The organism is Peribacillus sp. NPDC097284, assembly GCF_044761765.1.
Lineage (GTDB): Bacteria > Bacillota > Bacilli > Bacillales > DSM-1321 > Peribacillus.
Window position 1 is genome coordinate 91,405 of record NZ_JBIWCZ010000005.1, and the last position, 18,966, is coordinate 110,370.

Below are 18,966 nucleotides of genomic sequence, written 5' to 3' on the forward strand. Positions count from 1 at the left end.
CTGTATTTTATGTTAAAGCTCTAAAATATTAATATCGGTAAATGATTGATTGAACAATTCACTGTTAATCAATAGTGTACCTAGAACTTCCCTTTCATCTTCAGCTTTGATAACATCCGTCAGAATTACCATACTTCCATTCTTCACTGTCACTTTATATTCATTCATAATAAGTCTCCCTTCAATTGGTTGTTACCCGTATTATATACATTATCCACCAAAGGTAAAAACAAAACGAATTAGTGATCGTCCCCCTTGTTTCATTGCTCCTTGTTCCTTTTCAAATTGGACAAATATGACCATGTTTCCAGGACCCATTCCTTATCATTGGGCATGAAAAAGCCCTCCATAAAAGCATGGCTGGCTTTAATGGAGGGTTTTTAATCAACTTAGTTTGTGATGGACCCATCATCGTCTATATCCTCGTAATCAGTTGGATCCTTTTCCAATAATACTACTTTATCTTCTTCGTTCCACTCCACTTTAAATCCTGTTACTTTTCCGACCCTTAAAACGGGTAGGAATGATTTTTGATCTGGTTTATAGGTCTTTAAATCTTTTGTGCCTATTACGCCTAAACCAAGTAGCAATTTATCCGATTGAATATAAGGCTTACCATCTATTATCTTCATTTGTTTAGCTGTATACGGAAAAGGTACACCATTTACTTTTAATGTGAATGGACCTGGCTTCTCTTCTTTAATTTCTGGAGCTTTTTTCGACTTATAGTATCCCTTATCTACTCCAAGAACTGTTCCTTCTCTCGTATTATCCGCCCCACCATACATTTTTCCCGTTTCATAATCGAATACGACGGCCTGCACATTTCCAATATGCTGAGGTTTTTCTTCATAGACATGACCTTTTGCCATTAACTCCAATTTTGTATTTTGTTCAATTCCCGGCTCCCATCGAACAGTGGGATAGTTCGCTGAGTATATACGAGGTGATAAGATGGCTTCTTGGATTGGTAGCCCATGATCGATTACATTCATGATGGTCTCAGACACGGATGCAATAATGGTAGCTCCCCCAGGAGAGCCCAAGGCAAGAAAAGGTTTTCCATCTTTTAAGACAAAAGTTGGTGACATACTGCTTCTAGGGCGTTTTCCTGCTTCTACCTGATTAACGCCCCCCGGTGTAGCATCGAAATCTGTCATTTCATTATTTAGCATGAAACCATAATCCGGTACCATTATGCCAGTACCGAACACTTGTTCAATCGTAGTCGTATATGACACCATATTCCCCCACTTATCCATCACCGAGAAATGGGTGGTTTGACCTTCAGGATGATTCTCCACCACAGTTGGCATGGAAGAAGGTTCTTTTCCTTCATATTCCCATGGATCTCCTTCTTTTACTTCTGCAGTTGATCTATTAGGATTAATTAGTTTTCTTCTTTCCTTTATATACTCCTCATCTAAAAGCCCTTTTTTAGGAACTTCATAAAAATCTTCATCAGCCATGTATGCTGCACGGTCGGCAAATGCCAAATGCATGGCTTCCGTTAAATAATGAAGATATTCAGGGGAATTAATTCCCATCTTCTTCACATCATACCCTTCCATCAATTCTAAAATTTGTTGGACCGTCAAACTACCTGAACTCGGCGAAGCGGCACCCACGACTTCAAATCCCCTATAATTCGATTGAATCGGTTCCCTTTCTTTCGCCTCATACCTTTTCAAATCATCCGTGGTCATGACGCCCTCTCGTTTTTTAACTTCCTTGACAAGCGCTTCACCGATTTCCCCTGAATAAAGTGCATCCGGCCCTTGTTTCTGAATAATTTTGAATGTCTTGGCAAGATCCGGTTGGATGAGCTTATCACCTTCTTTTAATGGTTCTCCCCCGGGAATGAACACTTTGGCAGCTGCAGGATTATTTAGAAGCTTCGCTTTATTTTCATCAATATATTGAGCTGCGGACCAATTTACTTTCACTCCTTTTTCCGCTTGTTTGATTGCAGGATTTATTACTTCTGATAAACTCATCGTGCCATAGTTCTCAAGAGCCATCTCCATTCCCTTTAAAGTTCCAGGGACCCCTACCGCCTTTCCTGTAATATGACGTTTACTGAAAGGTACAACTTTTCCGTTTTTATCTAGAAAAAGTTTAGGTGTAACGTTTTTTGGAGCCGTTTCACGGCTATCAATCATCGTAATTTTATCTTCCTCTTTACTGTAAATCATGATGAAACTCCCTCCGCCAATTCCCGACATCATCGGTTCCACTACATTTAATGACAGCTGAATGGCTGCTGCTGCATCAACAGCATTTCCGCCTTGCTCTAAAATCTTTCTACCAGCTTCCGCTGCTATGGGATGGGAAACCGAAACGATTCCCTTTTTTGTTCCTTGCTTCATTGACTTATCTACCCCGGGCACACTTGCAATAACGGTAGAGACAACTAAAAAGATACTGAAAACAGCTATAATTAAACTCTTAAAATAGGTCATATAAAGTCCCCTTTCAAAACGGATATTAATCCTGTTCACTTAGAAAAACCTATACCTTTCTTCTGGTTAAGATTCTAAAGTTGGAGACAGTTCCTATGTGTATCATGGAGATAACTCAAGTAGACTTCAGACTTTTTAAACATCAAAATTATAAACTATATAAATTAAAGACGGTGGCTCAACCTCATATTACACACTCACCTCCTTAACTGATAAATGATGTAGTTGGGTAAAAGCCACCGTCTAGTGTCTTCAGTCCATTACCTAAATATTATGATTATTATCTAAAATGGTCGGCATGTTCCTTTTGTCTTGCTTCTTGAAATATTGGAAAGCAAGCAAGACGGCAAAGGAAGCTAATCCAATGATATCCGTAATGGTTTCAGGATAGATTAATAGTAAGCCGATAATAATGGCTGGGAATCTTTCTAACCAATGCATTCCGCGTATCCAATAACCGATGACCCCGGCCCCGATAGCAATCATTCCAGTCATTGCCGTAAAAACGACCCATACCACTTCCATCCAAGTTGAATCAATCATCAGCATTTGTGGGGATAGTACGAAAATGTAAGGAATAATAAAGGCCGCTATGGCTAATTTAGACGATTGGATCCCCGTCTTTAAGGGATCTCCACCAGAAACCCCGGCTGCTGCGAAAGCGGCTAATGCCACTGGTGGTGTTATATCTGCAATAATCCCAAAATAGAAAACGAATAGATGCGCGGATAAATCCGGTACACCCAGTAAAATGATGGCAGGTGCCGCAATGGTAGAGGTAATTACATAGTTAGCAGTTGTCGGTGACCCCATTCCCAATACTAAGGCCGCGACCATTGTAAGCATAAGTGTTGGTATTAAGTAGCCACCAGCCAAATCGATTAATCCATTCGCCAGCTTTAGACCTAGCCCTGTCTTTGTGACAATCCCTACGATAATACCCGCACTAGCCGTTGCAGCCGCTACTGCCAATGCCGTTCGAGCCCCATCTACTAGGGCATGAATGATATCACTAAATTTCATCCGTACATCTTTGTTAATGAACCCTACAATAATCGAGATAAGAATGGAATACAATGCGGCATGTGTAACTGTTATATTCGACATCAGTAGGAGAACGATAGCAACGATTGGTATCAATAAATAAACTTTTCTTATCACTTCTCTCTTGTTCGGCATTTCTTCTTTCGTCAATCCCCTTAATCCAAGCCTTTTTGCTTCAAAATGGGTCATGATCCAAATCCCTGTAAAGTAAAGAATGGCTGGAATGGTGGCTGCTTTTGCTATATCCCAATACGTGATGCCATTCCCAATAAACTCCACCATTAGAAACGCTGCCGCTCCCATTATCGGTGGCATTAATTGTCCACCTGTTGAAGCAGATGCCTCTACTGCCCCAGCAAATTCCTTTTTGTAACCCAGATTTTTCATCATGGGAATCGTAAATGACCCTGAAGTGACAACATTCGCTACCGAGCTACCGCTGATTGTTCCTTGTAATGCACTTGAAAAAATGGCAACCTTCGCAGGTCCGCCGACTCTTCTACCTGCAATCGCAGTTGAAAGATCATTGAAATATTGACCAACCCCGGTTCGTATAAGGAAGGCACCAAATAGTAAAAATAGGAAAATGAAGGTAGATGAAATCGCCAGCGGTGTTCCTAAAATCCCCTCTGTAGAGAAAAACATCGTTTGGACCATCCGTTCGAAAGTTAGACCGCGATGCGAAAGGAAACCAGGCATATATTGACCAAATAGACCATATAAAATGAATAGCACCGCTATTGTCGTTATAGGTATCCCTACTGCACGCCTCGTTGCCTCTAACACCAGTAAAATGGCCAGTAAACCAACCGTGAAATCCAACGTACCTAAACGACCGACATTCATGACCAAATCGTCGAAAAACAAGGGCCAGTACGCTCCGACTCCGATACTTAATACTGCTAGAATCATATCGTACCATGCTATTTGAAGCTTGCCTTTTTGGCGTTTCTTCCGATTTGCAGGAAATAATAAAAAGATTAAAGATAGCGCGAAACCTAAATGAATCGTCCGTTGAATTTGTGCTGTAAAAACCCCAAAGATGGCTGTATACAATTGGAATAAAGAAAATGCTAAGAGACCGAAAAAAGCAATATACCCCAATATGCCTTTTAATTTCCTGGTCCCTGCTTCAGGATCGTATTTCTCTAAAAGTTTCTGCTGCTCTTCCTCCGTTAAGTACTGCACTTTTCCTTTATCATCATCCATTGATATTCACCCCATCCAATTGCTCCCAAAAGGAAATTTTTTTAGTTGAAATTCTGATCCATGTTCCCGGCTTAATAAATCGTGATAATAATACAGTTTGTTTTCTATAGATTAAGCGATGATTGGCCTCAACCTGCCCTATTCTTAAATCAATATATTCAAATGTTCGATTCATATTTTTGATATGATATACACCGTCTTTTTCTTCAAAGACTTCCTCTCCCTCTGCATTAGAAGGCATGCCTACAGCAAAGTCTTCATATGCCAGCTCGGTTTGCTTAATGGAGTCCCTTGATAGCTGATAGGTTTCAAAAACGTCCGAGAGGTGAATGGAATGTGTATACTCTATTTGAAACGTCTTTTCTCTTTTCAAAGGTAAATAAGCCAACAACTCTTCTTGATCTTGATAGGAAAACGCAAGGACTTGTTTATATGGTATGAAACCAAGTAAGGCACTGAACAGAAAGAGAGGGATAATAAAAAACACGAATCTCTTAAAAAAATTGCTGCTCATCGAAACCTCCAAACTTCAAGAAACAACGAAATCGATAGCGAACTATCGATTATCGTAGCATTTATTTGGTAATTCCCTTTTCTTCGAAATATTTAGCTGCACCAGGATGCAACTCCATTTCCCCTAATCCTTCAAGTGCCGTCTCTGCCGTAATTAATTTTCCTTTTGCATGCGTGATTTTGTCTGTATTGTCATAAATAGCCTTAGTCATTTCGTACACCAAGTCTTTGTCCATGTCTTTTCTTACAACCAACATGGCTTTCACGGCAACGGTCTTTACATCTGATTTAATCTTATAAGTGCCGCTCGGAATGGTATCCTCCGCATAATATGGATATTTCTTAACCAACTCTTTAATCTTTTCATCCGCAATTGGTAGGACAACAATATTATTTTGAACAGAAAGTGCCTCTACTGCACCAGTTGGAGTACCTGCTGTTATAAATGCTGCATCAATATTCCCAGCTTGTATTCCGTCCGTTGACTCGTCGAAGGAGAGGTTTTGGGCTTTTATATCTTTAGCTGATAACCCATGAAGTGCTAGAATTTGCATGGCATTAATGTATGCACCTGATCCAGGGGCACCGACCGATACTTTCTTTCCTTTTAAATCTTCCACTGATTTAATCCCACTTTTAGCTGTTGTTACAAGCTGTACAGTTTCTGGATATAAAGAGCTAATTGCCTGGATATTATCAATGGGGTTCCCCTTGAACATTTCTTTGGCCTCAACTGCATATGCAGCAATATCCGTTTGCGAGAAAGCTATCTCAGCTTCTCCAGCTCTTAAGGTTTCCATGTTTTCTGCAGAAGCCCCGGAGGTTTGTGGTGTAATATTCGCATTGGTATTATCCGTGATGATATTTCCGATTTGACCACCGAGTGGGTAATATGTACCACCAGTCCCACCTGTTAATAGACTCAAGTTTTGTCTTTCGTCTCCAGAGGCCCCTTCATTCCCCTTACTGCAAGCAGTAATAAGTAGTAAGGACATGATCATTCCGAATAAAAAAAGGCTTTTACATCCCTTCACAAAAATCCCTCCTTTTTCAATTTCATCATCTTTAAATGCGACGATATTAATAGTATTCTGTGACCAACTCTAATTTCCTTCATTTTACATATGGGAATTTAACCCATATCCTTACAGTCATAAACGCGCGTTTTTTAACCAACTTTATATTTTACTAAATTTTCAGTTTTTTTACATCCTTCTTTAAAGATAATATTGACTCTTGCATTTGAGAAATATATTATTGTTATAAACTTATAACTATTGATTATAAAATACCTTCTTATTGGCTGTATCCAGTTATTCTGATACCACTTAAACAAAAGGAGTGATTTTATCAATTTCCTATCCCTACGTTATTTTATTGAGGTTTCAAACCACCTTAGTTTCAGCAAAGCCTCCAAGGTCCTTCATATCTCCCAACCTGGCTTAAGCCAACAAATCTCATCACTTGAAAAACAATTAGGTTTTAAGCTTCTAAATCGCACAACAAGAAAAATCACATTGACTGAAGAAGGGGAATATATCTACAAGAAGCTCGCTCCTTCCTTCGATGACATCGAAAAAACAGTTAGCAATATCGTTGAAAACAAAATTGTCCCCAAACCAAAAATAAAAATTGCCACAATACCATCAGCAGCAAGTATTTATATACCAAATTTATTGAAAAAGATACGTATTGAATTTCCTGAAGTAGAAGTGGATCTTCAAGAGACAACCTCCGCAAGAGCAGTCAAGCTAGTCAAACAGCAAAAATATCAAATTGGTTTTATCCGAACACCCATACATGCCAATATACTGACAAATGAAGGGCTAAATATGATTGAATTCAACAAATCTCCATTGCAATTAGTCGTTTCTTTTGAACACCGGTTAGCTCAAAAAGAATCCATACATTTAACTGAGGTAAAGAATGAACCCTTTATTCATTATCATGCAGTACAAGCCCACTCTCTTCAATTTCTTTTGGAAAAGGCATGTTCGATTGCTGGGTTTTCTCCAAAAAAATTATGTGAAGGATCTGAGCTATTAACGATTGCAAACCTAGTTTCGAATAATTTAGGTGTTGCCCTCATGCCCAAAGATATGATTGATTTGTTAGGGGCTAAAAAGGTGAAGGCCTTAAACATCAAAAATATGAATCTGTCTAGCTCAATATCAGCTGTTTGGAAAAGTAGCGAACATACACCTTTCTTGATAAATCAAATCATACATACCCTCCAATCCAATGCTTCGTTGTGAGTTATAAGGATAAAGAACTAAAGTAAGTACAACTTGTCCCTTTTATAATCAAGGTTTATATGTATATAAAAATTTACTATTTTTGTTATGTTCCCTTCAATGTTAGCATTTGGTTATACAACATTTGAAAGGATGATAAATAAATGGTAAGTGGTATTTCGAAATTTTCCGTATTTGGCTTGGGTCCTATCGGCATGGAAATTCTGCGTAGTGCATATCTTACAAATCCTCAATCGATTATTGGTGCTGTAGATATTGATCCCCAAAAGGTTGGAAAGGATATTGGGCTGATCATAAATGAAAATAAAATGGATGTACATGTGGTCTCCAGTATTCATGAAGTAAAAACCAGTGTAGAGCATCCAATTGCCCTTCATGCGACCGGTTCCAATGCAAACCACGTTTGGCCACAAATCAAGGAACTTTTAGATCATGGGTTCTCAGTGGTTTCTACCTGTGAACAGCTTTCTTTCCCGTGGCAGCGCTATCCTGAGCTGGCAAAGGAGATAGATATATATGCAAAGAGCAAAGGGCTCAGTGTCATCGGGACTGGCATTAATCCAGGTTTCATCATGGATACCATGGCAATCTGTTTTTCAACGGTTGTTACAACGGTAAACAGAGTCCTTGTCAATCGTAAAGTGGATGTTTCGAAACGCCGCCTCCCCTTACAAAGAAAAGTTGGAATCGGTATGACAAAAGGAGAATTTGAGGCACTGGCTGAACAGGATAAGATCGGGCATGTTGGGCTTGAAGAATCTGTTAGATTAATTGCATATGGGCTAGATTGGGAACTTACCAGTATAAATAATACCATTGAGCCAACAATTGCCACCGAAGTTATAACCGTTCCACTTACGTCTCTAAAAAAAGGGGCGGTTAGTGGGCTACACCAAGTATCAAGAGCTTTGACCTCTACCGGAAAGGAAATCTGCTTGGACTTGAACATGTCTGTAGGAATTAACCAAGAGGATGAGATTATAATTGAAGGAAACGAAACACAAAGATTAATCATACCAAATGGAGTATTCGGTGATACTGCTACTGCCTCCATGGTTATTAATACAGCTAAACAAATTGATGCGATTCGAAAACCAGGGTTACTTACCATGGCTGACATCGGCCTGCCAAGAAACAGTCAGCAATCTGAATTTGTACCAATATGAGTCTAGACAAACGACATATCCATTTATAAGTAACTGCTATATGAATGTCTCTGCTATTCTTTAAAAATATCCTAACCTAAAGATAGCGTAAACCATGGAATTGTCGCATCGTACGGGATAAGCAGCTTTTCTATCTCCAGTTCATTACTTTTATTTATATTTTTTCCAGACATATCCCCCCGGCGACTTGCCGGGGCACTCTTATATATGAAAGCGGTAAGAAGAGAATATAAAGGTCAACTTCTTCAAGTAGCCTAGTAGTTTTGAAAATTATAGTTTACATACTATTAATCCTATATATCTTCCGTGGTCGTCCTTTTGATATGGGAGCTTCTTCTCCAATTATTTCAGCCATATCTTGTTCTACCAAATTATTAAGTATACGTCGTGCATTTCTTGGCGTCATTTTTAGCCATTCTGAAAGAAGTGATGCTGTTATAGAATGATTACCGGTTCTTTTCTGAACTGACAATATCTTATTAAATGTAGTAATTGTCACCCCACACAGTTTAAGTTTTCCACTCATTTCTCGGTCTTCTATTCTATAACTAAAAGAGATGCTTTCCTGTTCCTGAAGGGGTCCCTCTATCATTCCTTGATCGTCAACAAGAAATGCACAAAAAGAAGCATACGTTTGCGCATTAAGTAAGGCTATTCTTGCGTGCTTCTCTGCTGCTAAGGCTGTATCACCATATCCAATACCAATATGTGTAGGATAGTCGGTTACTAATGAGACCTTATCCAATAAGTCTACTACATGTTCTGATGACTCCTGTAAAGAGCCTCTCGTTGAAAAAATGATAAAGCTACCCATTCCAAGGTTTACAATTGAACCTGAAAGAGATTCAGAAAAATTAACAATGACTGACTGTAATTGTAAATTCAATCGATACTGATTATAAGATAATGTAAGTTTATCATTTTCTTCTCCATCAGTAATCTTAATCAAAATAACGGAAATTTGAGATTCCTTAAAATACTTTGTTTCCCAATATTGAATCGCATTTGTTAATGTTTCACGAATATTAGTACGTGTAGGTGTGATCCAATATGAAGGTATATCTTCCGATTGTAAATTTTCAAATATAGCATACAAACATGTTAAACAAGTATCTACTTTATTTTCGTTATATAATTTTTTATGAAAATCAAGTAGCTCTTCTATAGAAATACCCTCATGAAATTCCTGAGAATAAATAGATTGACTCGACAAATTAAGATCTTCAAAAGTCTCATATACATCACGTTTAGGTATAATATCTATACTCATATTTTGCAAATGTCGCTGATCACTATAACCGATTTCAATCATTGCCTTTGTCAAACTCGCACCATCCAATTGAAGAAAGAAAAAAGGTTGGTTAGACCCACTTGCTCTTACAAAAGGATAAAGAACTGGTCCACCAAGCACCCAAATATCAACTTCACTTTGTTTTTGTTGTATTATGGATGTTGTTTCTTCAGGATTCTTATAAATAAAAGGAATGACCTGTAAACGGTCCTTATAATCCTCTGCAAGTTCTACTACCATTTTTACTGTACTAGATGGACCAACTATCCCGGCTCTTGTTATCAATTTTCTTTCCCTGCCTTCCTCTAATCACTATGTATATCAACATTCACATAGTCATTATAGTTAAAAAAGGCACCCTCTCTTGAATGTATATCAATATTACTTGAAATACATTTAGAAAGAAGCCTTCTCATTTAAATTATTATACCAAAATATACAAAAAAATTAAAAACACACCATTTTCACGAAACTTACTTTACAACAATAAATCAGGTTCTTCCTTTACGATTTTGTTCCATAAAGGTTGGAAATTAAGCCATCCTTCATACTCTGTTCCAGTCTGCTCAGCAGCTATTAAAGCACTTTTTTCATCAATCAATATTGGTTTTTGAACTGATTCTGCTAATATTTGCGACTGACATAATCGTTCCATTGTAATAAACCACCAAGCTGCTGAATCAACAGATTGCCCCACTGTAAGTAAGCCATGGCTTCTCAGGATAAGCGCCTTATACTTGCCTAATGTTTCTGCAATGCGCTTCCCTTCTTCCGTTTCATACACTAATCCTGTATAGTCATCAAAGAGCGCGTGATCGTTGTAAAACTGGCACGCATCTTGAGAGATTGGATCTAATAATCTTCCAAAAGAAGCCCACGTTTTTCCATATAAGGAGTGTGCATGTGCTGCAGCTATAACATCTGGTCTAGCTTTATGAATTTCAGAGTGAATAGCAAATGCTGCTCCATTTAATGATTTTTCTCCTTCCACAATATCACCATTTTCATTTACAAGAATCAAATTAGATACAGTAATCTCACTGAAATGCTTGCCATACGGATTTACCCAAAAATGATCTGTATATTCTGGATCTCGTACAGTAATATGTCCTGCCACCCCTTCACTAAAACCAAACTTTGAGAACAGTCGAAAAGCACCTGCAAGTCTTTCTTTCCGATGCTTACGTTCCGCTTCCATATTTTCAAACTTTATGGGATTTAAATACGTAACATTCGACATACACATTTCTCCTTTTCATATTATTTATACCTAAAGGGTTTCAACAGATCGAACCATTTAGAGTTACTTAGTATTTAAAAATTCTCAAACAGTTTGATTATTGGTTTCATAAATATCATTATAAAACTTCATCATTTCATCTCGAAAACTACGAATTCCTTCCGTTGCGTTTATAATTTGTTCTTCTGTAACCATGTACTTTGCAATGATGGTTTCTCCTAATCCCACATGGAAATTTTCATCCTTTTTTATCTTTTCATAACACTTCGCTAAATCCTCCAAACCAATCCGTCTGCAACTTTCAATGACGACATCATGTGTAGTTGTCGTGGATGTCTCTGAGCAATTCCAAACAGCAATTGCACAAACTGCATCTTTCTCAAGGGCTGCCCAATGTATTTCCTCCCACCCTTTGTTCAATTCTGAAGTTGCAACAGGCGCTGTATAACCATGTTTTTCTAAAACACGACTAAGAATTTCATAATGATTTGCTTCTTCTAGCATATGTCTGCATAAAGCTGTAACAATTTCTCTATCAAACTCGTTCCAGTATTTAATGATCTCTGTTCCGAGGAATATAACATACTGCATTTCAAGCCAATCTCTCTCCCTAATAGCTTCAAATACTTCCTCATGGGTAAGATCTTCCCTTGTCCAGAATTCCAAAGCCCTCACGTGTGCATGTTCCTTAAGCTCTTGTTTAATTTGATTAAACTCAACCATAAAATCCTCTTTCGTTACCATGTATATTCCCCCTTATTATTTAACTTCTAATTCCATTGCTTTCAAACTTTCATCTCGAATTAATTCTGTCAGTTGTGCTTTCAAAGTAAGAAATTCTCCTTCTGTTTTAATCTTATAAGAACGAGGATGCACTAAATTTATCGGAATATCTGCTTTAATGCTTCCTGGTCTTGATGTCATTGTGATAACACGACTACCAAGAAAAATGGCTTCTTCTACATCATGGGTAATGAATAAAATCGTTTTATGTGTTTTCTCCCATATTTCAAGGAGTAGCTCTTGCATAATCAATCTCGTTTGATTATCAAGTGCCCCAAATGGTTCATCTAATAGTAAGATTTCGGGATCATTTGCAAGGGCACGAGCAATAGCCACACGTTGTTGCATCCCTCCTGATAATTGTTTTGGATAGTGATGCTCGAAACCTTGTAAGCCTACTAGCTCAATATATCGTTTGGTAATATCTTTTCTTCCCTGAGGATCCATTCCTTTGATCTTTAAACCATATTGAATGTTTTCTTCTATGTTGAGCCAAGGGAACAAGGAATACGCCTGAAACACCATCCCTCGATTAGCAGAAGGTCCAATAATTTCTTCCCCTTGCAAGTAGATTGCACCTTCTGTTTGTTCTTCTAACCCTCCAATCATCCGTAACAATGTAGATTTCCCACAACCAGAAGGTCCTAAAATTGTAATAAATTCATTTTTGATTATTTTTAAGTTAATGGTATCTACAGCGAGGACATCGGGTTTCTTACCAGTTCCTTCATACACTTTTCTAACATCTTTTACATCCACTAAAAGCTCCATATATCTCCTCACCTCCCGTAATTCCAAGAAAACATTTTTTTACCAAAAAATTTCAAGATTAAATCCGATAGTAATCCAAGCATACCAATTGTTAATATTCCAAAAATGATATTGCCAATTCGAAACATCCTTTGTGATTCAATGATGACACTACCAATACCTGAAGCCGTCGCAATTAATTCAGCAACTATGATATAGGACCATGCCCATCCTAAAACGAGGCGAATTGCATCTAAAATACCGGGCATCGAGGCTGGCAATATGACGGATCGTAAAACACCTATATTAGAAGAACCCAGTGTATACGCAGCTTCTAATAATTCACGGCGAACACCACTAACTTCTACTGCAACCATTAACACAATGGAAAAGATACTACCGAAAAAGATGACGGATATTTTTTCTAATTCACCTACACCAATCCATAAGATGAAGAGGGGGATAAATGCTGAAACAGGCATATAACGCACAAATGAAATGATGGGTTCAAAAAAGGCTTCTACTACTTTATAGCTTCCCACGAAGATGCCAAGGGGGACACCAATTAGTAACGCTAATCCAAATCCTACAAGTACCCGACTAAACGTTACGAAGATATCATTTACAAAGTTAAATTGTGTAAAAAGAGTAATACCAGAGGTTATAATGCTTGTGGGTGTTGGTAAAAACAGTGCATCTACAATATTTGTATAGGTCAATAAAGACCAGATGCCTAGCAATAAGATGAAGCTACTCATAGTCAATTTGAAATATAAGCTTTTGGGTATCGGTTTTTGCGGTTCAAAATAACGGAATTTTTTCTTTTTCTTCTTTTTCGTCTTCACAGATTCCTCTAATATGACAGTATCCATGTCCAAGATCTTGTTCCTTTGCATGTCTACCACCTCCTTCATTCAATAAAAGAATAATCTATTAAATCTTCAATGTTCGGCTCTTTATCAATAATCTTTTGTTCTGTCCATAATTCAGCGCCCAATTTTGTTAATTCGTAAAGTTGACCTGGATTTTCTTTTGTACCAACGTATTCGCGTGCTTTCTCTTTATCGTATAGAGTAACGCCACTTAAAGCTTCCTTAAATTCCCCATCAGTTTGTCCCATTGCTTTTGCCATTATCGAAATAGCATCTTCTTCATTTTTCTTGAAGTATTCAATGGCATCAAACCAAGATTTCACAAAACCTTTTACCTGCTCTGGATTTTCCTCTACATAATCTTGCTGAAGAGCAAAGGAACTAGCAATGATTCCAGGTGTTTCTGCACTAGTCATTAACACATGGCCAAAATCTGTATTCTTTACATTCGTTAACCACGGTTCCCAAGTAATAGCTGCATCTACTTTATTTGCGATAAACGCTGCACCCGCATCGCCACTACTCATACTTTGGATATCCATATCACCCATGCTCATGCCTTCTTGTTTCAGCAAATAATTAAACCAAAAGAAACTAGCTCCTCCATCTGTCTGTACAGCTACCTTCTTACCTTTTAAATCTTTAAAACTTTTAATCTCTTTCTTGGCAACAATACCATCACCACCACTTGATTCTTCCGTACTAATTACTTGCACCAGTGGGATATCACGTGCCGCAGCTACTACCTGAGAATCAATCGTTCCACCAATTCCTTGTATTCTATTAGCTGCTAATGCACTCAAACGATCTGATGAGCTTTCAATCCGCGTTATCTTAACATTCACACCATTTTTTTCAAAAAATCCTTTTTCCTCTGCAATATAGAAAGGAGCATACCCAACCCACGTTGAGAAAGCGATACTAAGCTCCTCTTCATGACTGACTGAATTTTCAGTCTTTTTTTCTGTTGAAGAGCTACTAGATTGACAACCGGCACTAATTAGCAGTAATACAATCAATGTTATGAATAGAAAAGATTTATTCATTCTTTCATCCCCCTCTAAATTAAATCATTCGTAAAAGGAAATATTCCGACCACGAATCCACTTTTTACTATAGCTGAAATACAGAGAAGGTTGAAAATCATTAGATTTAGTAGAATTCTTCACAAACTGCTGTATTAACTAGCGTCACTCTAAACATGTAATATTTAATAACATTATTTACAAAACAGGAAAATAAACAACCTCCTTTACAAATAGGCTATAAGTACTGTTGATGCAGATTTTCCAGATTGTATATTCCAATATTGGAACATAAAGGGAAATATTCTTAAATTATTTATACTTCTTCAAAACTGCTTTGTCAATCATATTTGTAATGTTTTATAACATAGAAAATAATTTTGTTAATTTTTATGACATTTAAAAATTAATAAACTTAACACGAATTATATTGACTGTATTTTCAGAATTTTATATATTTAATTTAAGGAACAATTAGAGAATTATTCCTTAAATAATTATAAATGGAAAGAGTGGTGAAAAACGTACATGAGTGCTAACCAAGCAACAGGCAATGTTACTTCCGAAACTTTTAAACCCATAATAAGTAATTTCGCAACTGGTGTTTCTATTATTACAGTACGACATAATAAAAAAGATTTCGGTCTAACAGCAAGCGCTGTTTGTTCCGTATCATTGGATCCTCCCATGCTTCTCATTTGTGTCAATCAAAATACCGGAACACAAAAAGCTATTATGGAGGCCGGATCGTTTAATGTTCATATTTTAGGAAAGCAACAAGGAGACTTAGCATTAAAATTCTCAAAATCCCATACTGACAAGTTTGAAGACCTTGTATACTCATATAGCGATTTGGGAAATCCTCTTTTACCTAACGTAGTAGCTCAAATTGAATGTCAACTGCATAAAGAGATGTATGGAGGTACACATTCTGTCTTTTTAGGAAAAGTTCATTCAGCTAAGTCGATAACAGAAAATCCATTACTCTACCTTAAAGGTCAATTTGGTGAATTTACACATCTAAAACAAGAAACTTTTAAACCGAAGGAGGAGACAGTATGACTTTAATGACAGGAAAAGATTACAAAGAAACTTTAAATGACGGCCGTGAAGTCTACATAGACGGTGAAAAGGTTACAAACGTAGCTGAACATCCAGCATTTAAACCAATTGTTGATGTAAAAGCTAGAATGTATGACATGGCATATGAGCCACATCATAAAAACATCTTAACCACTACATTAAAAGACGGCGAAATAGTTTCACGGGCGTACAAAGCCCCAAAGACAAAAGATGATCTATCAGCCATCCGCACACATGTAGAAACCATTCTTGATGACCTTGGTGGAGTTGTTTATCGAGTCGGTGATGAAACAATTGGCGAAATGTGGTCATTATACGATGCTAAGGATAAATTGAATGAAATTGATCCGACCTACGCTAAAAATATCGAATACCATATCGATCGTGTAGCAAGAAAAGATTTATTCCATGTATCAGCCAATACAGATCCAAAAGGGGATCGAAGTAAATTATTTGCTGGAAAAAATGGCGGTACACTCCTTCATGTCGTGGAAGAAAATGATAAAGGGATTATCGTCAAGGGGGCTAAATTTGAGACTGCTGCTGCCTATGCTCATCAAGCATTCGTCAAACCCACTATATTAGATTGGAATGCCGGTGAAGATACAATGGCACCTTTTGCATGCGGCTTCATTTGCGACATGGGCTCTCCTGGATTAAAACATATTTGTCGTACCTCTCTTGGTCAAGATAAAAACCCTACAGACTATCCAATCTCTACAAAATTTGAAGAAATCGACACATTACTCATTTTTGATCACGTTCTAATCCCTTGGGAAAATGTCTTATTTCATCGCTCATTAGCATCTGCTGCCTATATCCGTTCCACGCTACATCGTTACTCAGCTTTTAACTACGTCCTTAGAATGTTGCGAAGAGCTGATTATTTAATTGGGACAGCTGCATTAAATGTAGAACAAACAGGGCTCACACAATTGCAAGCAGTAAAAGAAAAGCTCTCTCAACTAATCGGCTATAGAGAAGGAATCAATGCTTTTCTAACAGCAGCTGTCGCAAATGCAGAACAAAGTCCTGGCGGATTAATGATGCCAAATCAATCACTCCTATATAATGGTAGAGTATTCGCTTTATCACAATTCCCTGCCATGGCACATTTAACTAGAGAACTAGTAGGCGGCCAATTAGCTGTTACACCGGACTACAATACTATGTCTGATCCCGTCATCAAAGATTATATCGATGAATATTACGCTGTGGGCGATTGGGGTGCACAAGAAAGAGGGAAGTTATTGTACTTTGCGAGAGACTTATTAAATTCCTCTTATGCAGGTCACAGAACAACCTTTGAACTATTTGCTCAAAGTCCTCCATTCGCACAACAACTAGCAGCTTTCACTAATTTCGATATGGAGAAACAACGCGAATTAGTTCGTAAAGCAGCAGACTTAACCCCCTCTATCCCCGTGACTAGCGCCTAGGAATCGAATGGGATCCGAAAGGAGACGGTGTCCAGTGGAAATTCATGATCCAGGCAATATTAAGCTTCCCGAATCCATTCTTACTATTGGTGCGCTAGATGGTATCCATAAAGGGCACCAATTATTATTAAACACAGCAAAAGAACGCGCCAAAAAACTTGGCGTTCCCTTTGTTGTATATACCTTTGATCCACCTCCGAAAGTCTATTTTACCGATTGTTCACTTTTAACTACGTTAGAAGAAAAACTTCAGCTCCTTGAACATTTAGGAGCTGAGCATGTCATAATCGGAAAATTTAACGAGGCTTTTACTAGACAGGAAGTTCCCATATTTATTGAAGAAGTAAAACGACTTCATCCAATTGAAATATGGGAAGGACCTAACTTTATGTTCGGTAAAGATCGAAAAGGAAATAATGACGTTTTACGACGCTATTTTAGAGTGGAAGTTCTACCCCCTCTTAAATGTATAGATAATAAAATGATATCTTCATCACGTATCCGTCAGCTATTAGATGAAGGTCGATATTCTCAAGCTCAAGATTTGCTTGGATGGGATACTTTACGCATTATCCTATAAAAACTTATAGCCTCTGAAAATAGAAAGGAGAATATCTAATGGAAATTAAACGATACCATAAATTCGAGACAAATAAATTTTATCCTTCCAACATGGGTGAAGAATCTCACCATGTAACAAATGAATTTAGTATGGTCGTCCGTGCTGGAAATCATATTTATATGAGAGGTCAAACAGCTTTTGATTTAGAAGGTAATTTTCATGGGGAAAATGATGTTGTAGAACAAACAGAAAACGCCTGTCGTTGTATAAAGCAGCTTCTTGAAGAAGCTGGCGGAAAGATGGAAGATGTTTGTAAACTAACTACCTATGTAACAGATCGTTCTTATCGAAAAGAAGTATACAGTGTGATTGCCAAACACTTTAAAGGTGTGTATCCAGTTAGTACTGGCCTTGTCGTTCAAGGCCTAGCACTTCCAGAAATGTTGGTAGAAATTGATGTTGAAGCCGTAATTAGCGATAAAGAATAGTAAAATAGAAAAATTTTATAGAACATACGAATAAAAGAGAAGTAATCATTTCTTGCTTCTATTGGAAGGAGGATTTTCCATGAAAATAACTAGCACATTTTCCATTGCAGGACGTTGCGAGTCTACAAACGCTTTAGGCGCTATCGTTACCTCAAGTAGTCCAGCTGTTGGAGCCAGATGTCCTTGGATTAAATCCAATGTAGGAATAGTACTAACCCAAAATGTAACAGACCCTCGTCTAGCAGACATTGGACTTTCTACTTTAGAGCAAGGTTATAATGCACATGCCGCAATTCGAACAATGAAAATTGCCTCAGATTTTCCAGAGTTTAGACAACTAGCTGTCGTAGACTCTAATGGCGAAGCTAGTGTGTTTACTGGTGAAAAAGCCCTCGGGATTCACGGAGAATTTTATGCAAAAAACGTAGCATGTATTGGAAATCTTTTAAGTGTTGCGGTAATACCAACAGCGATGGGGAATTACTTTATAAAAAGGACAGATCTTTCTCTAGCCGATCGCTTAATAGCATCACTCGAAGTTGGTTTTGACATGGGGGGTGAGTTAGATCAAGAACGCTCCATCTCCCTTCTTGTTTATCTACCGGATATCCCTTTTGCTTATATAGATTTACGTGTCGATGACAGCGACCATCCTCTTAAAGATTTAAAAAAGCTATGGGATATTTATAAACATCAAGCCGAAGACTATAAAACAAGAGCAATCCAACCAGAACAAGCCCCTTCCTACGGTGTAATAGGTGATAAATAGATTAGGAGAATTGCA

18 protein-coding genes are annotated in these 18,966 nt (G+C 37.7%); 7 read left to right on the top strand and 11 right to left on the bottom strand.

Annotation, left to right across the window (positions count from 1 at the left end):
• Positions 1-12 precede the first annotated feature (12 nt).
• The 5 genes from ACIQXU_RS12095 to ACIQXU_RS12115 form a co-directional block, all read right to left on the bottom strand.
• On the bottom strand, positions 13-168 hold the full coding sequence (locus tag ACIQXU_RS12095; protein WP_402989550.1) for a hypothetical protein: 156 nt from the start codon (positions 166-168) through the stop codon (positions 13-15).
• A gap of 221 nt (positions 169-389) precedes the next feature.
• Positions 390-2,462, bottom strand: coding sequence for a gamma-glutamyltransferase (gene ggt, locus ACIQXU_RS12100; protein WP_402989553.1), 2,073 nt, complete (start codon positions 2,460-2,462; stop codon positions 390-392).
• Between the two features lie 264 nt (positions 2,463-2,726).
• A complete protein-coding gene (locus ACIQXU_RS12105; protein ID WP_402872552.1) occupies positions 2,727-4,715 on the bottom strand; it encodes a TRAP transporter permease in 1,989 nt (662 codons plus the stop codon).
• The gene (locus ACIQXU_RS12110; RefSeq protein ID WP_402989556.1) at positions 4,708-5,229 is read right to left on the bottom strand and encodes a DUF1850 domain-containing protein; all 522 of its coding nucleotides are present in this window, start codon (positions 5,227-5,229) and stop codon (positions 4,708-4,710) included. Before ACIQXU_RS12110 ends, ACIQXU_RS12105 begins: the two co-directional genes overlap by 8 nt.
• A 61-nt stretch (positions 5,230-5,290) precedes the next feature.
• Positions 5,291-6,262, bottom strand: a complete 972-nt coding sequence (locus ACIQXU_RS12115; protein ID WP_402989559.1) for a TAXI family TRAP transporter solute-binding subunit — start codon at positions 6,260-6,262, stop codon at positions 5,291-5,293.
• A gap of 315 nt (positions 6,263-6,577) precedes the next feature.
• On the opposite strand from ACIQXU_RS12115, the gene ACIQXU_RS12120 reads away from it, so the two are divergent.
• Both ACIQXU_RS12120 and ACIQXU_RS12125 read left to right on the top strand, forming a co-directional pair.
• Positions 6,578-7,483 (top strand): LysR family transcriptional regulator, encoded by a 906-nt coding sequence (locus ACIQXU_RS12120; RefSeq protein WP_402989814.1) that lies wholly within the window; start codon positions 6,578-6,580, stop codon positions 7,481-7,483.
• 143 nt (positions 7,484-7,626) lie between these two features.
• Positions 7,627-8,649, top strand: a complete 1,023-nt coding sequence (locus tag ACIQXU_RS12125; protein ID WP_402989562.1) for an NAD(P)H-dependent amine dehydrogenase family protein — start codon at positions 7,627-7,629, stop codon at positions 8,647-8,649.
• A gap of 277 nt (positions 8,650-8,926) precedes the next feature.
• Here ACIQXU_RS12125 and ACIQXU_RS12130 read toward each other — a convergent pair whose 3' ends face one another.
• From ACIQXU_RS12130 to ACIQXU_RS12155, 6 genes are all read right to left on the bottom strand, one after another.
• The gene (locus tag ACIQXU_RS12130; RefSeq protein ID WP_402959171.1) at positions 8,927-10,225 is read right to left on the bottom strand and encodes a hypothetical protein; all 1,299 of its coding nucleotides are present in this window, start codon (positions 10,223-10,225) and stop codon (positions 8,927-8,929) included.
• 193 nt (positions 10,226-10,418) lie between these two features.
• Positions 10,419-11,180, bottom strand: a complete 762-nt coding sequence (locus ACIQXU_RS12135) for a class II aldolase/adducin family protein (protein ID WP_402989565.1) — start codon at positions 11,178-11,180, stop codon at positions 10,419-10,421.
• An 84-nt stretch (positions 11,181-11,264) separates the two neighbouring features.
• On the bottom strand, positions 11,265-11,924 hold the full coding sequence (locus ACIQXU_RS12140; RefSeq protein WP_402989568.1) for a hypothetical protein: 660 nt from the start codon (positions 11,922-11,924) through the stop codon (positions 11,265-11,267).
• Positions 11,925-11,939: 15 nt separating this feature from the next.
• Positions 11,940-12,734, bottom strand: coding sequence for an ABC transporter ATP-binding protein (locus tag ACIQXU_RS12145; protein WP_402989571.1), 795 nt, complete (start codon positions 12,732-12,734; stop codon positions 11,940-11,942).
• Between the two features lie 8 nt (positions 12,735-12,742).
• Positions 12,743-13,609, bottom strand: coding sequence for an ABC transporter permease (locus ACIQXU_RS12150; RefSeq protein ID WP_402959180.1), 867 nt, complete (start codon positions 13,607-13,609; stop codon positions 12,743-12,745).
• 14 nt (positions 13,610-13,623) lie between these two features.
• Positions 13,624-14,631, bottom strand: a complete 1,008-nt coding sequence (locus ACIQXU_RS12155) for an ABC transporter substrate-binding protein (RefSeq protein WP_402989574.1) — start codon at positions 14,629-14,631, stop codon at positions 13,624-13,626.
• 507 nt (positions 14,632-15,138) lie between these two features.
• Between ACIQXU_RS12155 and ACIQXU_RS12160 the strand changes: the two genes are divergently transcribed.
• The 5 genes from ACIQXU_RS12160 (at position 15,139) to ACIQXU_RS12180 (ending at position 18,951) form a co-directional block, all read left to right on the top strand.
• A complete protein-coding gene (locus tag ACIQXU_RS12160; protein ID WP_402989577.1) occupies positions 15,139-15,672 on the top strand; it encodes a flavin reductase family protein in 534 nt (177 codons plus the stop codon).
• Positions 15,669-17,132 carry a 4-hydroxyphenylacetate 3-hydroxylase family protein gene (locus ACIQXU_RS12165; protein ID WP_402989580.1) on the top strand — a complete coding sequence of 488 codons (1,464 nt, stop codon included), beginning with the start codon at positions 15,669-15,671 and terminating at the stop codon, positions 17,130-17,132. Before ACIQXU_RS12160 ends, ACIQXU_RS12165 begins: the two co-directional genes overlap by 4 nt.
• A 34-nt stretch (positions 17,133-17,166) precedes the next feature.
• Positions 17,167-17,712, top strand: a complete 546-nt coding sequence (locus tag ACIQXU_RS12170) for an FAD synthetase (protein WP_402959190.1) — start codon at positions 17,167-17,169, stop codon at positions 17,710-17,712.
• 38 nt (positions 17,713-17,750) lie between these two features.
• Complete coding sequence (locus ACIQXU_RS12175; RefSeq protein WP_402959192.1) at positions 17,751-18,182, top strand: RidA family protein; 432 nt, start codon at positions 17,751-17,753, stop codon at positions 18,180-18,182.
• Positions 18,183-18,261: 79 nt separating this feature from the next.
• Complete coding sequence (locus ACIQXU_RS12180; RefSeq protein WP_402989583.1) at positions 18,262-18,951, top strand: DUF1028 domain-containing protein; 690 nt, start codon at positions 18,262-18,264, stop codon at positions 18,949-18,951.
• The last annotated feature ends 15 nt before the right edge of the window (positions 18,952-18,966 follow it).

What these genes read in the sequence shown, in the direction of transcription:
- ACIQXU_RS12095 (WP_402989550.1), bottom strand. Translation starts at nt 168, where the DNA reads ATGAATGAATATAAAGTGACAGTGAAGAATGGAAGTATGGTAATTCTG.
- ggt (WP_402989553.1), bottom strand. Translation starts at nt 2,462, where the DNA reads ATGACCTATTTTAAGAGTTTAATTATAGCTGTTTTCAGTATCTTTTTA.
- ACIQXU_RS12105 (WP_402872552.1), bottom strand. Translation starts at nt 4,715, where the DNA reads ATGGATGATGATAAAGGAAAAGTGCAGTACTTAACGGAGGAAGAGCAG.
- ACIQXU_RS12110 (WP_402989556.1), bottom strand. Translation starts at nt 5,229, where the DNA reads ATGAGCAGCAATTTTTTTAAGAGATTCGTGTTTTTTATTATCCCTCTC.
- ACIQXU_RS12125 (WP_402989562.1), top strand. Translation starts at nt 7,627, where the DNA reads ATGGTAAGTGGTATTTCGAAATTTTCCGTATTTGGCTTGGGTCCTATC.
- ACIQXU_RS12135 (WP_402989565.1), bottom strand. Translation starts at nt 11,180, where the DNA reads ATGTCGAATGTTACGTATTTAAATCCCATAAAGTTTGAAAATATGGAA.
- ACIQXU_RS12140 (WP_402989568.1), bottom strand. Translation starts at nt 11,924, where the DNA reads ATGGTAACGAAAGAGGATTTTATGGTTGAGTTTAATCAAATTAAACAA.
- ACIQXU_RS12145 (WP_402989571.1), bottom strand. Translation starts at nt 12,734, where the DNA reads ATGGAGCTTTTAGTGGATGTAAAAGATGTTAGAAAAGTGTATGAAGGA.
- ACIQXU_RS12150 (WP_402959180.1), bottom strand. Translation starts at nt 13,609, where the DNA reads ATGCAAAGGAACAAGATCTTGGACATGGATACTGTCATATTAGAGGAA.
- ACIQXU_RS12155 (WP_402989574.1), bottom strand. Translation starts at nt 14,631, where the DNA reads ATGAATAAATCTTTTCTATTCATAACATTGATTGTATTACTGCTAATT.
- ACIQXU_RS12160 (WP_402989577.1), top strand. Translation starts at nt 15,139, where the DNA reads ATGAGTGCTAACCAAGCAACAGGCAATGTTACTTCCGAAACTTTTAAA.
- ACIQXU_RS12165 (WP_402989580.1), top strand. Translation starts at nt 15,669, where the DNA reads ATGACTTTAATGACAGGAAAAGATTACAAAGAAACTTTAAATGACGGC.
- ACIQXU_RS12175 (WP_402959192.1), top strand. Translation starts at nt 17,751, where the DNA reads ATGGAAATTAAACGATACCATAAATTCGAGACAAATAAATTTTATCCT.
- ACIQXU_RS12180 (WP_402989583.1), top strand. Translation starts at nt 18,262, where the DNA reads ATGAAAATAACTAGCACATTTTCCATTGCAGGACGTTGCGAGTCTACA.